Consider the following 15,944-nt stretch of genomic DNA (forward strand, 5'->3'; position numbering starts at 1 on the left):
AACACCACACCTGGCCCCAACCCACCCACACCGGCACCCGAGCCATCCGCATTCAACGACCCCAACCCGCAGACCCGTAAAGCAACAGCATTGCCTTTAGGGGGTGTTTCGTAAGTCCTGTGCGGTGGCCGCGGTGTCCGGTGCGTGCTCTCGGTGTGCCGGACGAAAGCCCTCGTACTGGACGTACTTGGGGTTTCGGCCGGTGCGGCGAGAGGGCGTGCCGGGCGCCGCGGGTGCCGTGCGGGACTTTCGAAGCACCCCCTAGCCCCGGCGGTGCTCCGCCTCGAAGCCGATCAGCGGCTCGGGGGCGACGCCCGCGTCCAGCCGGGCCGTGATCACCAACGTCCCCTCCTCCACCTGGTAGTCGAGCGGCAGCCCGAGCCCCCGCATGGAGGCGACCATCCCGGTGTTGGAGGACTGGGTCACGGCGTACACGCTCTCGCACCGGGCCTCGACGGCCATCCCCACCAGCCTGCGGAGCAGTTCCGCGCCGATGCCCCGCCGCTGCCACCCGTCCTCGACGAGCAGCGCGACCTCGGTCTCGTCCCCGTCCCACAGGAGGTGGCCGAGCCCGACGATCCGCCCCGAGGCGGTCTGTACGGCGAGGGTGCGCCCGAACCGGGGGCTGAGCAGGTGGTTGAGGTACCGGTCGGCGTCCCCGACCGGCCCGTGGTAGCGCCGGGTGAGCGTGAGCGGGCTGCACCGCTCGTGCATCGCCTTCGCCGCCTCCAGGTCGTCGGGGTCGGCGCGGCGGACGGTGATGTCCTTGCCCTCGGGCAGCGTCAGCACGTCCTGGCTGCGCGGGACCCGCGGCCCGAGCACCGCGTCCAGTTCCACCAGGGCGCGGGCCCGCGCGAACTCGGTGGGGGTGAACGGCAGGTACGGCCGCTCCACGGTGATCACTCCGCCTTCCGGTGCCCGCAGCCTCATCACGGTGTCGTCGAGCGAGCCGTCGGCGGGGACGTCCCCGCTGTCACGGCTTGCGCGCGGCGGTCCCGCGGGCAGCTGACGGATCGTGCACCGGCCCAGCAACTGGCGCAGCGCCAGCGGGAGTTCGGCGGCGTCCTGAGCGGTGCGGGCGGCGAGCCCGAGCGCCCGGGTCGGCGCGTCCACCAGATCGTGGGCGTCGGCCCGCTCGATCCACGTGCTCGCGCCGCCGGCCTGTGCGACGGCCTTGGTGATCTCCGCGGCCGACAGGTCGGCGGGCGCCCGCAGCAGGAACTCGTCCACCGTGCCCTCGGCCAGCGGATGCGTCTGGAGGCTCAGGATGTCGACGCGCGGCGCGGCGAGGGCCACGCAGAGCGCCGCGAGCGATCCCGGCTCGTCCTTGACCGTCGTCCGCATCCGCCACAGCGCGCTCTCGCCGGACCGCGTCCCCTCGGGCTGCCCGGCCGGCTCCTGCGCTGAGGGCGGCCGGGCACCGGTATCGCCCACCGGGGGCGCGTGGCCGTGGCGGCGTGCCCACCATGTGTGGAAGCCGACCGTGGCGACCAGCGCGACGGCCGAGCCGAGCAGCAGCTCGGGGCCGTCGGGTCCGTGCCCGATCAGGTTGGCCACGGCGTCGGCCACCGCCACCGCCGTGAAGAGCGCGGCCAGCTCGATGACGTCTCGCCGCCAGTGGTGCACCGGGCGGCCGTGCTTCGCCCGCGTCACATCAGACATGTCTCGACTCATGCAGCCACTGTGAAGGAATGGTGTTGCGTGATCACGAACGTCTTGTGTCCGAGCGGTAAAGACTGGAAATGTACCTTTTGTTCAGTGTTGCACGACCCGGTCCGTGATCTTCGCCGGACGGCCGGACCCGAACCCAACCCCCGCCGCCCCAGGGCCCGTTCGACGAGCCGCGCACCGGGGGATGACGCCGGTACGCGGCCCGCCTAAGAGGGTACGGGAGTCGCCGGGGGCTACTGACCGACGCGCCCCGGCTGGAGCACCTGGGTGAACAGCACCGTGCCGTCCGACTCGCGCAGCCGCACCGTCAGCTCGCCGCTGCCGCCGTCGATGTCGACCTCGCCGAAGAACTGGTAGCCGCCCGCGGGGGACACGTTCGACGCGGCCGGCGCCTTGACGAACACCCGCTCGGGTCCGAAGGTCGCGTCCAGCGCGCTCGCCGGGAACGCGCCCGCGTTCAGCGGACCCGAGACGAACTCCCAGAACGGCTCGAAGTCCTTGAACGCCGCTCGCGAGGGCTGGTAATGCTGGGCCGAGGTGTGGTGCACGTCGGCCGTCAGCCACACCGTGCCGGTGATCCGCCGGTGCTTGACGAACCGCAGCAGCTCCGCGATCTGGAGCTCACGCCCGAGCGGCGCGCCCGGGTCGCCCTGCGCGACGGCCTCGATGTTCGGCGCGCCGTCCGTCCCGTCGGGCACCACGAGCCCGATCGGCATGTCCGAGGCGATGACCTTCCACACCGCCCGGGACCGCGCCAGCTCCCGCTTGAGCCACGCCAGTTGCTCGGCCCCGAGGATGCCCTGCGCGTCGGTGCCCTGGTCGTCCGGCGAGTTGGCGTTGCGGTAGGTCCGCATGTCCAGCACGAAGACGTCCAGGAGCGGACCGTGGTGGACCACCCGGTACACCTTGCCGCCCGGGCGGCGCAGCGTCGAGATCGGGAAGTACTCGGAGAACGCCCGCCGGGCCCGGGCGGCCAGCACGTCGACGTTCTTCTCGGTGTAGCGGGTGTCCGCGAAGATCTCGCCGGGGAACCAGTTGTTGGTGACCTCGTGGTCGTCCCACTGGATGATCGAGGGGACCTGGGCGTTGAACGCCCTGAGGTTGTCGTCCAGCAGGTTGTAGCGGAAGTTCCCGCGGAACTCGGCCAGCGTCTCGGCGACCTTGGCCTTCTCCTCGGTGGTGATGTTCCGCCAGGTGCTGCCGTCGGGCAGGGCCACGGACCCGGTGAGCGGGCCGTCGGCGTAGATGTTGTCGCCGCTGCACAGGAAGAAGTCGGGGTCCAGCGCGGCCATCGAGTCGTAGATCCGGTAGCCGCCGAAGTCCGGGTTGATGCCCCAGCCCTGCCCGGCCAGGTCGCCCGACCACAGGAACCGCACCCCGTCGCGCCGTTTCGCCGACGCGGTACGGAACGTGCCGTACACCGGTTCGCCCGTGCGCCGCGGGTCGTCCGGGTCGGCCAGCCGCACCCGGTAGTGGATCTGCTCGCCCGAGGGCAGGCCGTGCAGTCGGGTCGTGCCGGTGAAGTCGGTGTCCGCGCCCAGCAACGGACCCTGCCAGCTGCGGGCGTTGCGGAACGACTCGGTGGCGGACGTCTCGACGATCATCCGCGTGGGACGGTCCGAACGCACCCACACCAGACCGGAGTTCGCGGTCACATCACCCGTCTGCACACCCCAGCCCGCCTGAGGACGTCCGGACAGGGCGAACGCCGGTGCCGCCGCCGCGGGCAGGGTCAGGGCCGCCGACGCGACCAGGGAGCCGCGCAGAACACTGCGGCGGCCGGGCAAGGGACGGTGTGACATCGATACGCCTCCGGGAACGGGATCCGGCCAGTGTGCGATGCCATGCCTACTGGGGCGCCGCAGCGCGCACGCAAACCACGAGTGAACAACTGACCCCACCGGCCCGGAACCGGGCGGGTCTTGTCGGCCTCGGGCGCGTGTCGGGGATCGGCGGCGCTCGTTCGCCTCAGGCACGCGCTCGTACCCCGGAGGCTCTTGTCTCTCGCGGGCACGCGCTCGGGATCCGGGCGGGTCTTGCCCGTTCCGTCTTGGGCACGGGCCCGGGGCCCGGCGGACCTCGTCCCTCTCGGGCATACGCCCGGAACCGGTCGGCTTGCATCCCCGGGTGCGGGTCGGAGCCCTCGCGGTCCTTGTCGCAGGGAATGGGCGGGGAGTCTCCGAGGGCCTTGCTTCCGGGCGGCTGCCGGCAGCAGTCGTTCCCGCGTCCAGTGGGATCCGGTGGATCTTGTCTGTCGGGGGTGCATGCCCAGGACGTGACGGATCTCGCCCCTCTCGGGCTCACCCTCGGAACCGGTCGGCTCGCACCCCGGGTGCGGATGGGAGCCCCTGCTGACCTCACCAGGGAACGGCCGGGGAGCCTCCGAGGGTCTCACCCCCGGGTGGCCGTCGCCAGCAGTCGTACCCCCGTCCGGATGCGTGCGGGCGACAGATGCGCGTACCCGAGGACCAGCCGTACGGCCGCGGGATCGCCGTCGTCCCCGGTGGGCGTGTGCGCGCACTGCGACAGCGGGCGCACCGCGACCCCGGCCGCCGTCAGTCGCGCGACGAGATCCGCCTCGGGACCGTACCGTCCGGGCAGTGCGGCGATCACATGCAGTCCCGCGGCGATCCCGGAGACCTCCGTGCCCGGGAGATGTTCCGCGAGCGCGGCGACCAGGGCGTCCCGCCGCTCCCGGTAGGCGCGCTGGCAGCGGCGCAACTGCCGGTCGTAGTCGCCGTGTTCCACGAACCGGGCGAACACCGCCTGGTCGAGGGCCGGATGACCGAGGTCCATGGTCCGCTTGCGTTCGATCACCTCGTCGGCGAGCGCCTCCGGCACCAGCAGCCAGCCCAGCCTGAGCCCCGGCGCGAGGGACTTGCTGACGGACCCCGTGTAGGCCACCCGGTCCGGGTCGAGTCCTTGCAGCGCGCCCACCGGCGCCCGGTCGTAACGGAAGTCGCCGTCGTAGTCGTCCTCCAGGACGAACCCGTCCACCGACCGTGCCCAGTCCAGCAGTTCGGCTCGGCGCCGCGCCCCGTACGCGATGCCGGTCGGGTACTGGTGCGCGGGCGTGGTCACCGCGGCCCGCGCCCCGCACGCGCGCAACGGCCCCAGGGCGAGTCCCTCGCCGTCCAGCGGCACGGGCACCGGGGTGACCCCGGCCGCCGCGTACAGGGCGTCGTGCTGAGGGCTGCCCGGGTCCTCGACGGCCACCCGGCGCAACCCGCGCGCGTGGAGCGCGAATCCCAGCAGGGTCGTCGCCTGGGCCACTCCGGAGACCACCACGATCCGCTCCGGGTCGGCGACCACGCCCCGGCGCCGCGCGAGCAGTTCGGCCAGCGCGGTCCGCAGCCGGGGCAGCCCGCGCGGATCGGGATAGCCGAGGTCGTGATGGGGGAGTGCGGCGAGCACCGCACGCTGCGCGGCGGACCAGGCGGTGCGCGGGAACAGCGACAGATCCGGCGTCCCGGGCACGAAGTCGGCCGCGGCGCCCGCCGGACGCGGCGCGAGATCACGCGCGCGTGCCCGTGTGGCGCGGGCCGCGCCGCCCACCCAGGTGCCCGCGCCGCGCCCGCTGCGCAGATAGCCCTCGGCGGTCAACTGCTCGTACGCCTCCGTGACCAGCCCCCGCGACACCCCGAGGTCGGCCGCCAGGTCCCGGCTGGACGGCAGTCGTGTCCCGGGCGAGAGCCGCCCCGAGCGCACCGCCTCCCGCAGCGCTTCCTGAAGGGCCCGCCCCCGCGCGCGTGCGGGCGCCGCGACGGCGGGAAGCAGCACCTCCCACGCCCTGGAGATCCCGGACGCGCCGGAAGTCCCCGCGCCCTCACCCCTGTCGGAGTCCCCGGGCCGGCGATTGGTCCCCGATGGCGTCATGGAAGTGGACCTTAAACCGGACCGCCCCGCTGCCTAGCGTCGCTCCCATGAACGTCACCACCACCCGCGGCGCGCTCCTGGTCGCGTGCGCCGCCGTCCTCGTCGGCGCCTCCTTCACGGCGAACAGCGTCCTCGGCGACTACCCGTACCCGGGCGGCCAGTTCCTGCGCTACGGGCTCGCCTGCCTGCTGCTCCTCCCCGTGGCCGGACGGGGCTCCCCGGCCCGGTTGAGGGCGCTGACGCCTCGCCAGTGGGGCCGCCTCGCGCTGCTCTCGGGGATCGGGATGGTCGGGTTCAACATGGCGGTTATCGCCGCCGAACGCACCGCCGAACCGGCCGTGCCCGGGGTGTTCGTGGGCTGCGCGCCGGTCGTGGTGGCCGTCCTCGTCCCGCTGCTCGACGGGCGGCGGCCCCGGCGGACGGTCCTCGCGGGGGCGTCGGTCGTCGCGGCGGGCGCGTTCACCGTCCAGGGCTGGGGCCGTACGGACGGCGCGGGGCTCGCGTTCTCCGGGTGCGCGCTCGCCGGTGAGGTGGGGTTCGCGGTGCTGGCGGTGCCGTTGCTGAGGCCGCTGGGGCCGCGCCTGCTGTCGGTCACGGTCTGCGGGGTCGCCGCGGCCGAGTCGCTGGCCGCCGGAGCCGTCCTGGACGGGGGCGCGTGGCTGCGGATGCCTGACGGGACCGAGGCCGCCGCGCTGCTGTGGCAGGCGGCGGTCGTCACCGTCGTCGGGTTCGTCTGCTGGTACATGGGGCTTCAGCGGATCGGTGCCGAGCGCGCCACGCTCTTCTCCGGTCTCATCCCGGTCGCCGCCGCCTGTACCGCCCCGCTGGTCGGGACGGGCACCTACGGCGCCGCGCAGGCCGCGGGCAGCGTCCTGGTCGGCGCCGGAGTGGCCCTGGGATCAGGGGTGTTCGGGGCGCGGGGCGGGTCAGCGGCTGCCGTCGAGGATCACGCGCGCGACGAGCGCCGGGTCGTCGTTCATCGGGCAGTGACCGCAGCCGGGGAGCCGCACGAGGCGCGCCTTGGGGATGGCGTGCTTGGCGCGGACGCCCTGACGGCGCAGCAGGAGGCGGTCCTTGGTGCCCCAGGCGACGGTGACCGGGATGCCGGGGACGTCGTCGGTGAACCGGACCGAGCCGCCCGCGCGGAGGGTCGCCTCGAAGCCCGGGGCGTTCACCAGGGCGAGGGTCTCGGCGACGACCGCCTCGGGTGAACGGCGGCCGGGGCGGGCGTAGATGGTGCTCGTCAGTGCGGTCCGGCCGGCCGCGGAGCGCGAGAGCCGGTCCACCACCGGCAGCGGCATCCGGACGGCTATCCCGCGCATCGCGAGCAGCACGGTGAACGCGTACCGCCGCTCCGCCTCCGACCAGAACCCGGCGGGCGACAGCGCGGTCACCGACCGCACGAGCCGCTCCCGGCCCAGCTCCAGCGCGATGAGCCCGCCGAGCGAGTTGCCCGCGACGTGCGGCCGGTCCAGCTCCAGCGCCTCGCAGAGACCGGCGAACACGGCGCTCGTCGTGGCGAGGTCGTACGACAGCGCGGCGGGCAGGCCGGGGGAGGCGCCGAAGCCGGGCAGGTCCACGGCGATGACGTCGCGCTCGGTGGCCAGGATGTCGACCACCGGGTCCCAGGCCTGCCGGTGGTGGCCGATGCCGTGCAGCAGGAGCAGCGGCTCGCCGCGGCCCACGCGCGCGTAGTCGACGGTCACGGACTGCGGGCCGTGCGGGGAGGGGACCTTGAACGAGACGGTGGCGGCCATGGGGTGTGCTCCTCGACGAGTACTCGGACACGCGGACGGGCGCTGCGGAGGCGGATCGGCCGTCGCGGACGCGGGCGGCGAACGACTGTAGACAGCTTGTCAGCAATTGCTACTGGCGGGTAGCCCCTGTGGTGTGACCCATGGCCCCTGCGCCTGGACAGCTCCCGGCAAGTGGGCTGGGATGGTCGGGTGACGACCGACATCGAGACCGACGTCTTCGAAGAACACCGCCGCGTCCTGCTGGGGGTCGCCTACCGCATGCTCGGCAGGGTGGCCGACGCGGAGGACGTGGTCCAGGAGGCATGGCTGCGCTGGGCCGGCGTCGACAGCGCCGAGGTGCGCGACCCCCGCGGCTTCCTGGTGCGCGTCACGACCCGCCTCGCCCTCGACCGGCTGCGCCAGATCAAGTCGCGCAACGAGTCCTACGTCGGCCCCTGGCTCCCCGAGCCCTACGAGACCGACTTCGGCGACACCGTGCCCGACACCGCGGAACGCGCGGTGCTCGCCGACTCCGTCTCCTTCGCCGTGCTCGTCGTCATGGAGTCCCTGTCGCCGCTGGAGCGCGCCGTGTTCGTGCTCCGGGAGGCCTTCGGCTACCCCTACGCGGACATCGCCGCCGTGCTCGAACGCGACGAGGCCGCCGTGCGCCAGCTCGCGGGCCGGGCCCGCAAGCACGTCGAGGAGCGCCGCCCGCGCTACGAGGTCGACCCCGCCCAGCGCCGGGATCTGACCGAACGGTTCCTCGCCGCCGCCTTGGAGGGCGACATCGACGGGCTGATGTCGCTGCTCGCCCCCGACGTCCGTCTCGTCGGCGACAGCGGCGGCAAGACGAAGGCACCGCTGCGGATCATCGACACCGCCGCCAAGGTGGGCCGTTTCCTCGCGGGCACCGCGCACAAGGGTGTCCCGGACATGTCGTACCGGTTCATCGAGGTCAACGGCGGTCCCGCGCTGCTGCTGCTGTCCGGCGGCAAGCCCGACACGCTCTTCCAGCTGGACGTCGCCGACGGCCGCATCCAGTCGGTCTACGTCGTCCGCAACCCCGACAAGCTCCGCCCCCTGGCCACCGGCTGACCGGGCGCCCGGCCCCGACGAGCCCCCGTCCTGTGACGGGGGCTTTGCCGTGCCGTCACACATGTTGCCGCGCACGAACGGGTCGTGAACGTTCACGACCGCCGTCCCTGTGAGTGGGCCAAGGGTTGGAGGATTGGTATTGACCAAGGGTGGGGGCCGCCCTATGGTCGCAGAGAAGTGCAACAACCTTTAATAAACAAGGGCGCTAAAACGCCGCCGGAACACGGCGATTGCGGAGGACAGGGTGGGGACCACGCAACTGGAATCGGTGGCGGAACCGAAGTACTGGCATCTGAGGACCGTGCTCAGCGAGGCACTGGACTCCGAGTTCTCGGTGGGGGAGATCCTCCCCAACGAGCGAGACCTCGCGGCCCGGTTCGGTGTCGCCCGCGCCACGCTCCGGCAGGCGCTCGAACAGCTCGAACTGGAAGGCCGCCTCCAGCGTCGCCGCGGAGTCGGCACCACGGTCGCCCCGCCGCGCGTGGGCGTCGCCGTGGGCACCGAGCAGCACATCTGGCCGGGCGCTTCGGGGGACGCCTGGCAGCTCAGCGACAGCACGTTCGAGGTGCCGTCCGCGGCCGTCGCGGCGGCCCTGGAGACCGGCCAGGACGAACCCGTGCACATCGTGCGCCGCTCCCGGATGACCCACGGTCAGCCGGTCGCCGCCGAACTGCTGCACGTCCCGGCGTCCTCGGTGCCCGACCTCTCCGCGATCGACGCCCCGTCGGGCGCGGCACGCGCGCGTGCGGTCCTGCGCGAACTGCACCGGCTGGACCTGGAGGGCCAGGACAGCGCCGTCGAACTCGGCTCGGCCCGCGCCGACGACGCCAAGCAGCTGGACCGGCTCCCCGGGGCACCCGTCCTCGTGGTGACCACCCGCTACTTCGCCCGGAGCCGCACGGCCGCGCTCTCCGTCGCCACGTACCGCGCCGACACGTGCCGCCTGACCTTCGGCGACTCGGGCGCGGTGGAGATCCACGAGGACCCCGAACGCCGGGCCTCCTGACACTCCCCGCCGACGGACGCGCGCCCCGGGGACGCCCCGGGGACGCCCCGGGGCGCGCGTCCGTCTCAGCGCCGCGCGGTGACCGTGCCCTCCACCGCGAACAACTGCTCCTCGACATGGTCCAGCGCGAGGCGCAGCGCACCGGTCGCCGCGGCCGCCTCGCCCAGCAGCGACAGAGCCACCTTCGGCGGACGCAGACAGTAACGCGCCAACTCCGCGCGCAGCGGCTCCAGTACGCCGTCCAGGCCGGCCGCCCAGCCACCGATCACGACGACCTCCGGGTCGAGGGCGAGCGCGAGCGCCGCGACATCGTGCACAAGACGCTGGATGAACCGCTCCACGGCCGCGCGCGCCCGCTGGTCGCCCTGCCGGGCCTCCGCGAAGACCTTGGCCACCGCCTGCTCGTCGAGCGGGTGCAGCGGCTCGTCCGTGGTCGACAGCAACGTCTCCGGTGTGACCTCGCGGCCCAGCAGGTGCAGCGCGCCGATCTCACCGGCCGCCCCGCCGAACCCCCGGTGCAGCCGCCCCCCGATCAGCGCCCCCGCGCCCGGGCTCAGCCCCGCCAGCACCATCACCACGTCGTCGGACTCCGTGGCGGCGCCCTTCCAGTGCTCGGCGACCGCCGCCGCGTTGGCGTCGTTCTCCACGAGCACCGGGCACTTGAAGGAACGGCTCAGCCGCTCGCCCAGGTTCAGCCCCGTCCACTCCGGCAGCGCCGTCCCCAGCCGGACCGTGCCGTCCGCCTCCACGATCCCGGGCGTGGCCACCCCGACGGCCCGCAGGGAACCCCGGGCCACCCCGGCCCGGCGCAGCAGCTCCGCGACCGCGCCCCGCACCCGCTCCAGCCGCTCGTCGGCCGACGCGGTTTCGCCGACGTCCCGGGTCTGCGCGCCGATCACCCGCCCGTCCAGATCGGCCAGCAGCGCGGCCACCCGGTGCGCGCCGACCTCCAGACCGAGCAGATGCCCGGCCTCGGCCCGGAACCTGAACCGCCGAGCGGGCCGCCCCTGACGCCGCACCGCGCTCTCGTCGGCGGCCGTCTCGACGACGTACCCCGCCTCGATGAGCCCTTCGACCACGCCCTCGACCGTCGGCCGGGACAGGCCCGTCACCCGGGTGATCTCCGTCAGCGTCGCGCAGTCCGTGGCACGCAGCGCGTGCAGCACCACCGCGGAATTGATCCTTCGCAGCAGCGAGGGATCCCCGCCGGTCAGCCGCCCCACCGTCCGTCCTCCCAGCTCGTGCGCGTGTTGGCCGGATCGTACTCGGCCCGGCGGACCCCGGCGAGTGTCCCGACCGCCCGTTCCCGATCAGCCCGGCGCCACGAACCCCGACTCGTACGCCGTGATCACCGCCTGAGTGCGGTCCCGCGCGCCCAGCTTCGCGAGCACGGCGCTGACATGGGACTTCACCGTCTCCGTCCCGACGGTCAGCCGCGCGGCGATCTCCGCGTTCGACAGACCGCGCGCCATCAGCCGCAGCACCTCGGCCTCCCGCTCGGTGAGCTGTGCCCGGTCCAGCAGCGCGCGGGCCGCACGGTTCCCGCCGTCCTCGCCGTACTGCGCGGCCAGTTGCCGCACCGACGCCGGGAACAGCAGCGACTCGCCCTCGGCGACCAGCCGTACCGCGTGCACGATCTCCGCCGCCCGGGCCCGCTTCAGCAGGAACCCGTCCGCGCCCGCACGCAGTGCCTCGTACACGTACTCGTCGTTCTCGAACGTCGTGATCACGAGGATCTTCGGCGGGGCGTCGACCGTGCGCAGTACCGCGCGCGTGGCCTCGATCCCGTCGAGCAGCGGCATCCGCACGTCCATGGCCACCACGTCCGGCCGCAGGCTCCGCACCAGCGGTATCACCGCCGCCCCGTCCGCGGCCTCCCCGACCACCTCGATGTCGGGCTGCGCCTCCAGCACGGCCCGCAGGCCTGCGCGAACGAGGGGTTCGTCGTCGACGAGGAGAACGGTGACGGGCATCCGGCCAGCGTAGATCAGCGCAGCGGCAGGTCGACCCGCACCTGCCAGTCGCCCCGGTCCGGGCCCGTGTGCGCCCGCCCGCCCAGCAGGGCCGCGCGCTCGCGGATGCCGCGCAGCCCGCTGCCCCGCCCGGGGCCCGGTATCCGCGCGGTGAGCGGATTGCGGACCTCCAGGCCGAGTCCCCCGCCGTCCACCGCGATCCGCACCGTCACGGGGACGGCGCCCGCGTGCCGCAGCACATTGGTCAGGGACTCCTGGAGGATGCGGTACCCCTCGCGGGAGACCGGCCCCGGCACCGTGTCCAGCGGCCCCGTCGTCTCGACGTCGACCTTCGCCCCCGAGGCCCGCGCGGACTCCAGCAGCCGGTCGGCGTCCGCCAGCGTGGGACGGCTGCCCACCGGACGGCCCGACTCGCGCAGCACGCCGAGCACCCGCTCCAGATCCTCCAGGGCGGCCCGGCCCGTCTCCTCGATCGCGATCAGCGCCCGGTCGGTGAAGGCCGGATCGGCGGCGGCCCGGGCCGCGCCCGCCTGCACGACGGCCACGGTCAGGGCATGCCCGATCGAGTCGTGCAGCTCCCGCGCGATGCGGTTGCGCTCCAGGAGTTGCTCCGTGCGCTCCTCCAACGCGGTGAGCCGCTCGGCGGCCGACGGACCCAGCAGCCGCAGCGCGACCGCGGTGATCAGCGAACCCGCGGCGAGGACGGTCCCCGCCATCGCCGCCAACAGCACCGGCACCAGCAGCACATGCCACCCGCGGTGCCCGCCCAGCAGCGCCACGTCGACGTCCTGCCCGAACGCCGCCGACACCAGGTCCACCGTCGCGATCAGCGACTGCACGAGGAACAGCGAGGTCGCGCAGCCGATCAGCAGCCGCGCCTGGAGCCACACGACCAGCCGCCCCCGGTCGCCCCAGCCGGCCGACGGCGCCACGACCACACCGGCGCTCTCGCCGTCGGGCCGCTGACCGGTCAGCAGCATCCTGGCCTGGAGGCCCTCCACGGTGCGCATCGCGGGCACCAGCCCCACGGGCACGAGCAGCAGGGCCGCCACCGCCCACGTCCACCAGGCCTCGCGCACGAACAGCCACAGCGACGGCCACACGATCGCGATGGACAGATGCAGCAGCCGTGTGTACGTCACCGCCCGGCCGAACGGGCGCAGTAAACGGGGAGAGCGGACCATGCCGTCATCGTGCCAGCCGGCACCGGCGGCGGACCTCCCCCGCACGGGGGAGACGATCTCCCCTCACGGGGGAGGCGCCCGCCCCGGCCCGGACGGCACGCTGCTGCCATGACCAGCATCGAAGTCCGCGACCTCACCAAGGAGTACGGCACCCGGCGAGCGGTGGACGACCTCACCGTCACCGTGCTGCCGGGCCGCGTCACCGGCTTCCTCGGCCCCAACGGGGCGGGCAAGTCCACCACGATGCGGCTCGTCCTCGGCCTCGACCGGCCCACCTCCGGCACCGCCACCCTCGGCGGCCGCGCCTACGCCACGCTCCACGAACCCCTGCGTCACGTGGGCGCGTTGCTCGACGCCCAGGCCGCGCACGGCTCCCGCACCGGCCGCGACCACCTGCGCGCCCTCGCCGTCAGCAACCGGATACCCGAGCGCCGGGTGGACGACCTGCTCGCCGAGACGGGGCTCGCCGCGGTCGCCCGCCGCCGGGTGCGGAGCTACTCCCTGGGCATGCGGCAGCGGCTCGGCATCGCCGCCGCCCTGCTCGGCGACCCGGCCGTGGTCATGCTCGACGAACCCTCCAACGGACTCGACCCGGAGGGCATCATCTGGATCCGGGGCCTGCTGCGCCGGCTCGCGGGGGAGGGCCGCACGGTCCTCGTCTCCAGCCATCTCATGCACGAGACGGCGTCCTTCGCCGACCACCTCGTGGTGCTGGGCCGGGGCCGGCTCCTCGCCGACACCCCGATGCGAGAGTTCATCCACGCCCGCGCCCGCCCGAGCGTCCGTGTCCGCACCAGCGACCCCACCGCCCTGGAAGCGGCCCTCGCCGGACACGGTCACCAGGCCGTCGAGCACGAGGACGGCCACTGGACCGTGCACCACGCCCGCGTCGACGACATCGGCCGCATCGCCTCCGCCGCGGGCGTACCACTGCTCGAACTCGCCGCGGAAGAGGGCACCTTGGAGCAGGCCTATCTCGATCTGACGTCCGCCGAAGCCGAGTTCACCGCACAGCCGCAGGAGGCCTGACATGGCGCCGACGCCCGACCGCCCCGCCCCGTTCCCGTTCGCGCCCGTCCTGCACTCCGAGTGGCTCAAGATCCGCACCCTGCGCTCGCTCCTCGGGGCGCTCCTGGCCCTGTTCGGGGTCAGCGTCGCGTTCTCGGCCCTCGCGGGCGCCACGTCCGAGGCCGACACGGACCCCCTGTTCACGGCGCTGTCCGGCGCGACGGTCGGCCAGATCGCCGCCGTCACCTTCGGCGCGACGGCCGTCTCCGGCGAGTTCCACGGTGGCGCCCTGCGGCTCTCCCTGGCTGCGGTGCCGCGCCGCGGACACTGGTTCGCGGCCAAGGCGACCGCGATCGCCGTACCCGCCCTGGCGGTCGGCCTGGTGACCGCCCTCGCCGCGCTCCTCGCCGCACGGGCCGGGCTCGGCGAGGCGGCCGGAGCCCTGACGGCGGGCGAGCAGGTCCGCGCGGTGGTGGGCTGCGGCCTCTACCTGACGCTGATGGCCCTGTTCGCGGCCGGACTCGCGGCACTGCTGCGCAGCGGCGTGGGCGCCCTGTCGGTGCTGATCCCGTTCGTCCTCGTCGTGTCGTTCGTGATCGGGGACGCGGCGGGCACGGCAGTGGACTTCCTGCCCGACCGCGCCGGACAGATAGCCCTGCACGGGACGTACGACGGCCCGCTCGGACCGTGGTCCGGCCTCGCGGTGACCGCGCTGTGGACGGCCGCCGCCCTGCTCGCGGGCGCGTGGAGCATACGGCGCCGGGACGCCTGACGGGCCGCGGCCGGGGGCTTGCCGGATATGGGGGTGAGTCGTCCGAGGGGGCGTCTGCACGTCCGCCCCGGGACGGTCAACGGGATGCGGACGGGGCGTCCGACGGGACGCTTGAGGGGATGTGTGAGGGGACGCGGACCGGCTGTCCGCCGGGAAGGGACGGGTCGTCCCAGGGGCCGCCTTACGGCACCTGACCGGCCATCCGACGGGGCGCGGACCCTCCGACCGACGGGGGCCTGACGGGTTGCCTGACGAGACATGGACGGGCCGTCCGCCGAGCCGTGGACGGGACGCCTGACGGGACACGGACGGGCCGTCCACCGGTGACGCCTGGCGGGCTCGTGCCTGCTGTCCAACAGGATGCGAACCCGGCTGACCGACGGGTCCTGACAGCCCGTCCAACGGGACCCTGACCCGGCCGTCTGACGCGACACAGACCGGCCGTCCAACGGGACATGGACCGCCCGTCCAACGGAACATGGACTGGCCGTCTGACGCGACACGGACCGCCCGTCCAAGGGGACACGTACCGGCCGCCCAAAGGGACACGGACCGCCCGCCCAACGGGACACGCACCGCCCGTCCGACGCGACACGGACCGGCCCTGTGCCGGGGCCGCTGGGCCGGTGGGTTGACGGGGCGCCAGATGTCAGTGGGGCCCGCTTTACTGGGGCTCATGGACATCGCGCGGCACATCGCCCTCATCGACGAGCTGTGCCTCCGCCCCTTCCCGGCGGAGCACGCCTTCCACCTCGCGGAGTTAGCGGCCGGCCACGGCCTCAGGGAGGTGAGCGACCCAGCGGAGCGAGCGGCGGCGGTGGACCGGTACCACCACGAACTGGAGGCTGTCCGCGACGGTCTGGCACCGCGCCGGGGCGAGCCCCACCACCTGAACCTCCAGACGGTCCAACTGCGCCGCGCGCACGAGGAGATACCCGAGCCGTGGGCCTCCCGCAGCGACGAGGCGGGCTTCGCCTACCTCTGGGAGGACCCCGGGACGGGGCGCTGGATCGCGGTGGCCGTCGCCGACCGGGACCCGGCCGACGAGGTCCGGCTCCTGGCCGTCGTCACGGTCATAGACCCGCCGTGACGCGCAGCCGCGCGAACTCCTCCGCCATCGTCGCCGCCGTCCAGTGCGCGTTCAGCCCGCTCGGATTCGGCAGCACCCACACCCGCGTCCGTCCGAACGTCCGCTCCTGCGGCCCCACCTGGGCCTTGCGCTCGCCGAAGGCGGCCCGGTAGGCGGTGACGCCCACCACGGCCAGCCACCGCGGCTCGAACCGCTCCACCCGCAGCACCAGTTGCCTCCCGCCCTCGCGGTACTCCTCCGCGCTCAGCTCGTCGGCCCGCGCGGTCGCCCGCGCCACGACATTGGTGATGCCGAGCCCGTACGACAGCAGTTCCGACTGCTCCGACGGCTTCATCAGCCGGGGCGTGAACCCCGACAGATGCAGCACCGGCCAGAAGCGGTTCCCGGGCCGGGCGAAGTGATGGCCCGTCGCGGCCGTCATCAGGCCCGGGTTGATCCCGCAGAACAGCACGCCGAGGCCGTCCGCGACCACGTCGGGGACGAGCCGGTCGCGGGCGGCCTCCAGTTCCGCCTGGGTGAAGCGGGGCACGACG

The 15,944-nt window shown here is 73.9% G+C and carries 13 protein-coding genes and 1 pseudogene; 6 read left to right on the top strand and 8 right to left on the bottom strand.

The window, feature by feature from the left end:
- Nucleotides 1-261 precede the first annotated feature (261 nt).
- The 3 genes from ACIPSE_RS39695 to ACIPSE_RS39705 all read right to left on the bottom strand — a co-directional run bounded on the left by ACIPSE_RS39695 (nucleotide 262) and on the right by ACIPSE_RS39705 (nucleotide 5,547).
- Complete coding sequence (locus tag ACIPSE_RS39695; RefSeq protein ID WP_401673038.1) at nucleotides 262-1,662, bottom strand: GNAT family N-acetyltransferase; 1,401 nt, start codon at nucleotides 1,660-1,662, stop codon at nucleotides 262-264.
- Between the two features lie 242 nt (nucleotides 1,663-1,904).
- Nucleotides 1,905-3,473, bottom strand: a complete 1,569-nt coding sequence (locus ACIPSE_RS39700; protein ID WP_401673041.1) for an alkaline phosphatase D family protein — start codon at nucleotides 3,471-3,473, stop codon at nucleotides 1,905-1,907.
- Between the two features lie 589 nt (nucleotides 3,474-4,062).
- Nucleotides 4,063-5,547: a PLP-dependent aminotransferase family protein gene (locus ACIPSE_RS39705; RefSeq protein WP_401673043.1), complete on the bottom strand. Its 1,485-nt coding sequence runs from the start codon at nucleotides 5,545-5,547 to the stop codon at nucleotides 4,063-4,065.
- 47 nt (nucleotides 5,548-5,594) lie between these two features.
- Between ACIPSE_RS39705 and ACIPSE_RS39710 the strand changes: the two are divergent.
- Nucleotides 5,595-6,431 (top strand): annotated as a pseudogene (locus ACIPSE_RS39710) (DMT family transporter); the annotation flags it as partial.
- A 42-nt stretch (nucleotides 6,432-6,473) separates the two neighbouring features.
- Here the strand turns inward: ACIPSE_RS39710 and ACIPSE_RS39715 are convergent.
- Nucleotides 6,474-7,304 (bottom strand): alpha/beta fold hydrolase, encoded by an 831-nt coding sequence (locus tag ACIPSE_RS39715; RefSeq protein ID WP_401673046.1) that lies wholly within the window; start codon nucleotides 7,302-7,304, stop codon nucleotides 6,474-6,476.
- A 189-nt stretch (nucleotides 7,305-7,493) separates the two neighbouring features.
- On the opposite strand from ACIPSE_RS39715, the gene ACIPSE_RS39720 reads away from it, so the two are divergent.
- Together ACIPSE_RS39720 and ACIPSE_RS39725 are read left to right on the top strand one after the other, a co-directional pair.
- Complete coding sequence (locus ACIPSE_RS39720) at nucleotides 7,494-8,378, top strand: RNA polymerase sigma-70 factor (RefSeq protein ID WP_401673049.1); 885 nt, start codon at nucleotides 7,494-7,496, stop codon at nucleotides 8,376-8,378.
- A gap of 244 nt (nucleotides 8,379-8,622) precedes the next feature.
- Nucleotides 8,623-9,384, top strand: coding sequence for a GntR family transcriptional regulator (locus ACIPSE_RS39725; protein WP_401673051.1), 762 nt, complete (start codon nucleotides 8,623-8,625; stop codon nucleotides 9,382-9,384).
- A 65-nt stretch (nucleotides 9,385-9,449) separates the two neighbouring features.
- On the opposite strand, the gene ACIPSE_RS39730 is transcribed toward ACIPSE_RS39725, so the two are convergent.
- The 3 genes from ACIPSE_RS39730 to ACIPSE_RS39740 all read right to left on the bottom strand — a co-directional run bounded on the left by ACIPSE_RS39730 (nucleotide 9,450) and on the right by ACIPSE_RS39740 (nucleotide 12,541).
- Complete coding sequence (locus ACIPSE_RS39730) at nucleotides 9,450-10,607, bottom strand: ROK family transcriptional regulator (protein ID WP_401673053.1); 1,158 nt, start codon at nucleotides 10,605-10,607, stop codon at nucleotides 9,450-9,452.
- Between the two features lie 87 nt (nucleotides 10,608-10,694).
- A complete protein-coding gene (locus ACIPSE_RS39735; RefSeq protein WP_401673056.1) occupies nucleotides 10,695-11,357 on the bottom strand; it encodes a response regulator in 663 nt (220 codons plus the stop codon).
- 14 nt (nucleotides 11,358-11,371) lie between these two features.
- The gene (locus tag ACIPSE_RS39740; RefSeq protein ID WP_401673058.1) at nucleotides 11,372-12,541 is read right to left on the bottom strand and encodes a sensor histidine kinase; all 1,170 of its coding nucleotides are present in this window, start codon (nucleotides 12,539-12,541) and stop codon (nucleotides 11,372-11,374) included.
- Between the two features lie 108 nt (nucleotides 12,542-12,649).
- Between ACIPSE_RS39740 and ACIPSE_RS39745 the strand changes: the two genes are divergently transcribed.
- From ACIPSE_RS39745 to ACIPSE_RS39755, 3 genes are all read left to right on the top strand, one after another.
- Nucleotides 12,650-13,570: an ATP-binding cassette domain-containing protein gene (locus ACIPSE_RS39745; RefSeq protein WP_401673061.1), complete on the top strand. Its 921-nt coding sequence runs from the start codon at nucleotides 12,650-12,652 to the stop codon at nucleotides 13,568-13,570.
- A gap of 1 nt (nucleotide 13,571) precedes the next feature.
- On the top strand, nucleotides 13,572-14,321 hold the full coding sequence (locus ACIPSE_RS39750) for an ABC transporter permease (RefSeq protein WP_401673063.1): 750 nt from the start codon (nucleotides 13,572-13,574) through the stop codon (nucleotides 14,319-14,321).
- 676 nt (nucleotides 14,322-14,997) lie between these two features.
- A complete protein-coding gene (locus ACIPSE_RS39755) occupies nucleotides 14,998-15,411 on the top strand; it encodes a hypothetical protein (RefSeq protein WP_401673065.1) in 414 nt (137 codons plus the stop codon).
- Here the strand turns inward: ACIPSE_RS39755 and mug are convergent.
- Nucleotides 15,395-15,940 (bottom strand): G/U mismatch-specific DNA glycosylase, encoded by a 546-nt coding sequence (mug, locus tag ACIPSE_RS39760; RefSeq protein ID WP_401673068.1) that lies wholly within the window; start codon nucleotides 15,938-15,940, stop codon nucleotides 15,395-15,397. The genes ACIPSE_RS39755 and mug overlap by 17 nt on opposite strands.
- Between the last annotated feature and the right edge of the window lie 4 nt (nucleotides 15,941-15,944).

This window comes from Streptomyces sp. NPDC090106 (assembly GCF_044747265.1).
Lineage (GTDB): Bacteria > Actinomycetota > Actinomycetes > Streptomycetales > Streptomycetaceae > Streptomyces.

What these genes read in the sequence shown, in the direction of transcription:
- ACIPSE_RS39750 (WP_401673063.1), top strand. Translation starts at nt 13,572, where the DNA reads ATGGCGCCGACGCCCGACCGCCCCGCCCCGTTCCCGTTCGCGCCCGTC.
- ACIPSE_RS39705 (WP_401673043.1), bottom strand. Translation starts at nt 5,547, where the DNA reads ATGACGCCATCGGGGACCAATCGCCGGCCCGGGGACTCCGACAGGGGT.
- ACIPSE_RS39700 (WP_401673041.1), bottom strand. Translation starts at nt 3,473, where the DNA reads ATGTCACACCGTCCCTTGCCCGGCCGCCGCAGTGTTCTGCGCGGCTCC.
- ACIPSE_RS39740 (WP_401673058.1), bottom strand. Translation starts at nt 12,541, where the DNA reads ATGGTCCGCTCTCCCCGTTTACTGCGCCCGTTCGGCCGGGCGGTGACG.
- ACIPSE_RS39695 (WP_401673038.1), bottom strand. Translation starts at nt 1,662, where the DNA reads ATGTCTGATGTGACGCGGGCGAAGCACGGCCGCCCGGTGCACCACTGG.
- ACIPSE_RS39715 (WP_401673046.1), bottom strand. Translation starts at nt 7,304, where the DNA reads ATGGCCGCCACCGTCTCGTTCAAGGTCCCCTCCCCGCACGGCCCGCAG.
- ACIPSE_RS39755 (WP_401673065.1), top strand. Translation starts at nt 14,998, where the DNA reads ATGGACATCGCGCGGCACATCGCCCTCATCGACGAGCTGTGCCTCCGC.
- ACIPSE_RS39745 (WP_401673061.1), top strand. Translation starts at nt 12,650, where the DNA reads ATGACCAGCATCGAAGTCCGCGACCTCACCAAGGAGTACGGCACCCGG.
- ACIPSE_RS39735 (WP_401673056.1), bottom strand. Translation starts at nt 11,357, where the DNA reads ATGCCCGTCACCGTTCTCCTCGTCGACGACGAACCCCTCGTTCGCGCA.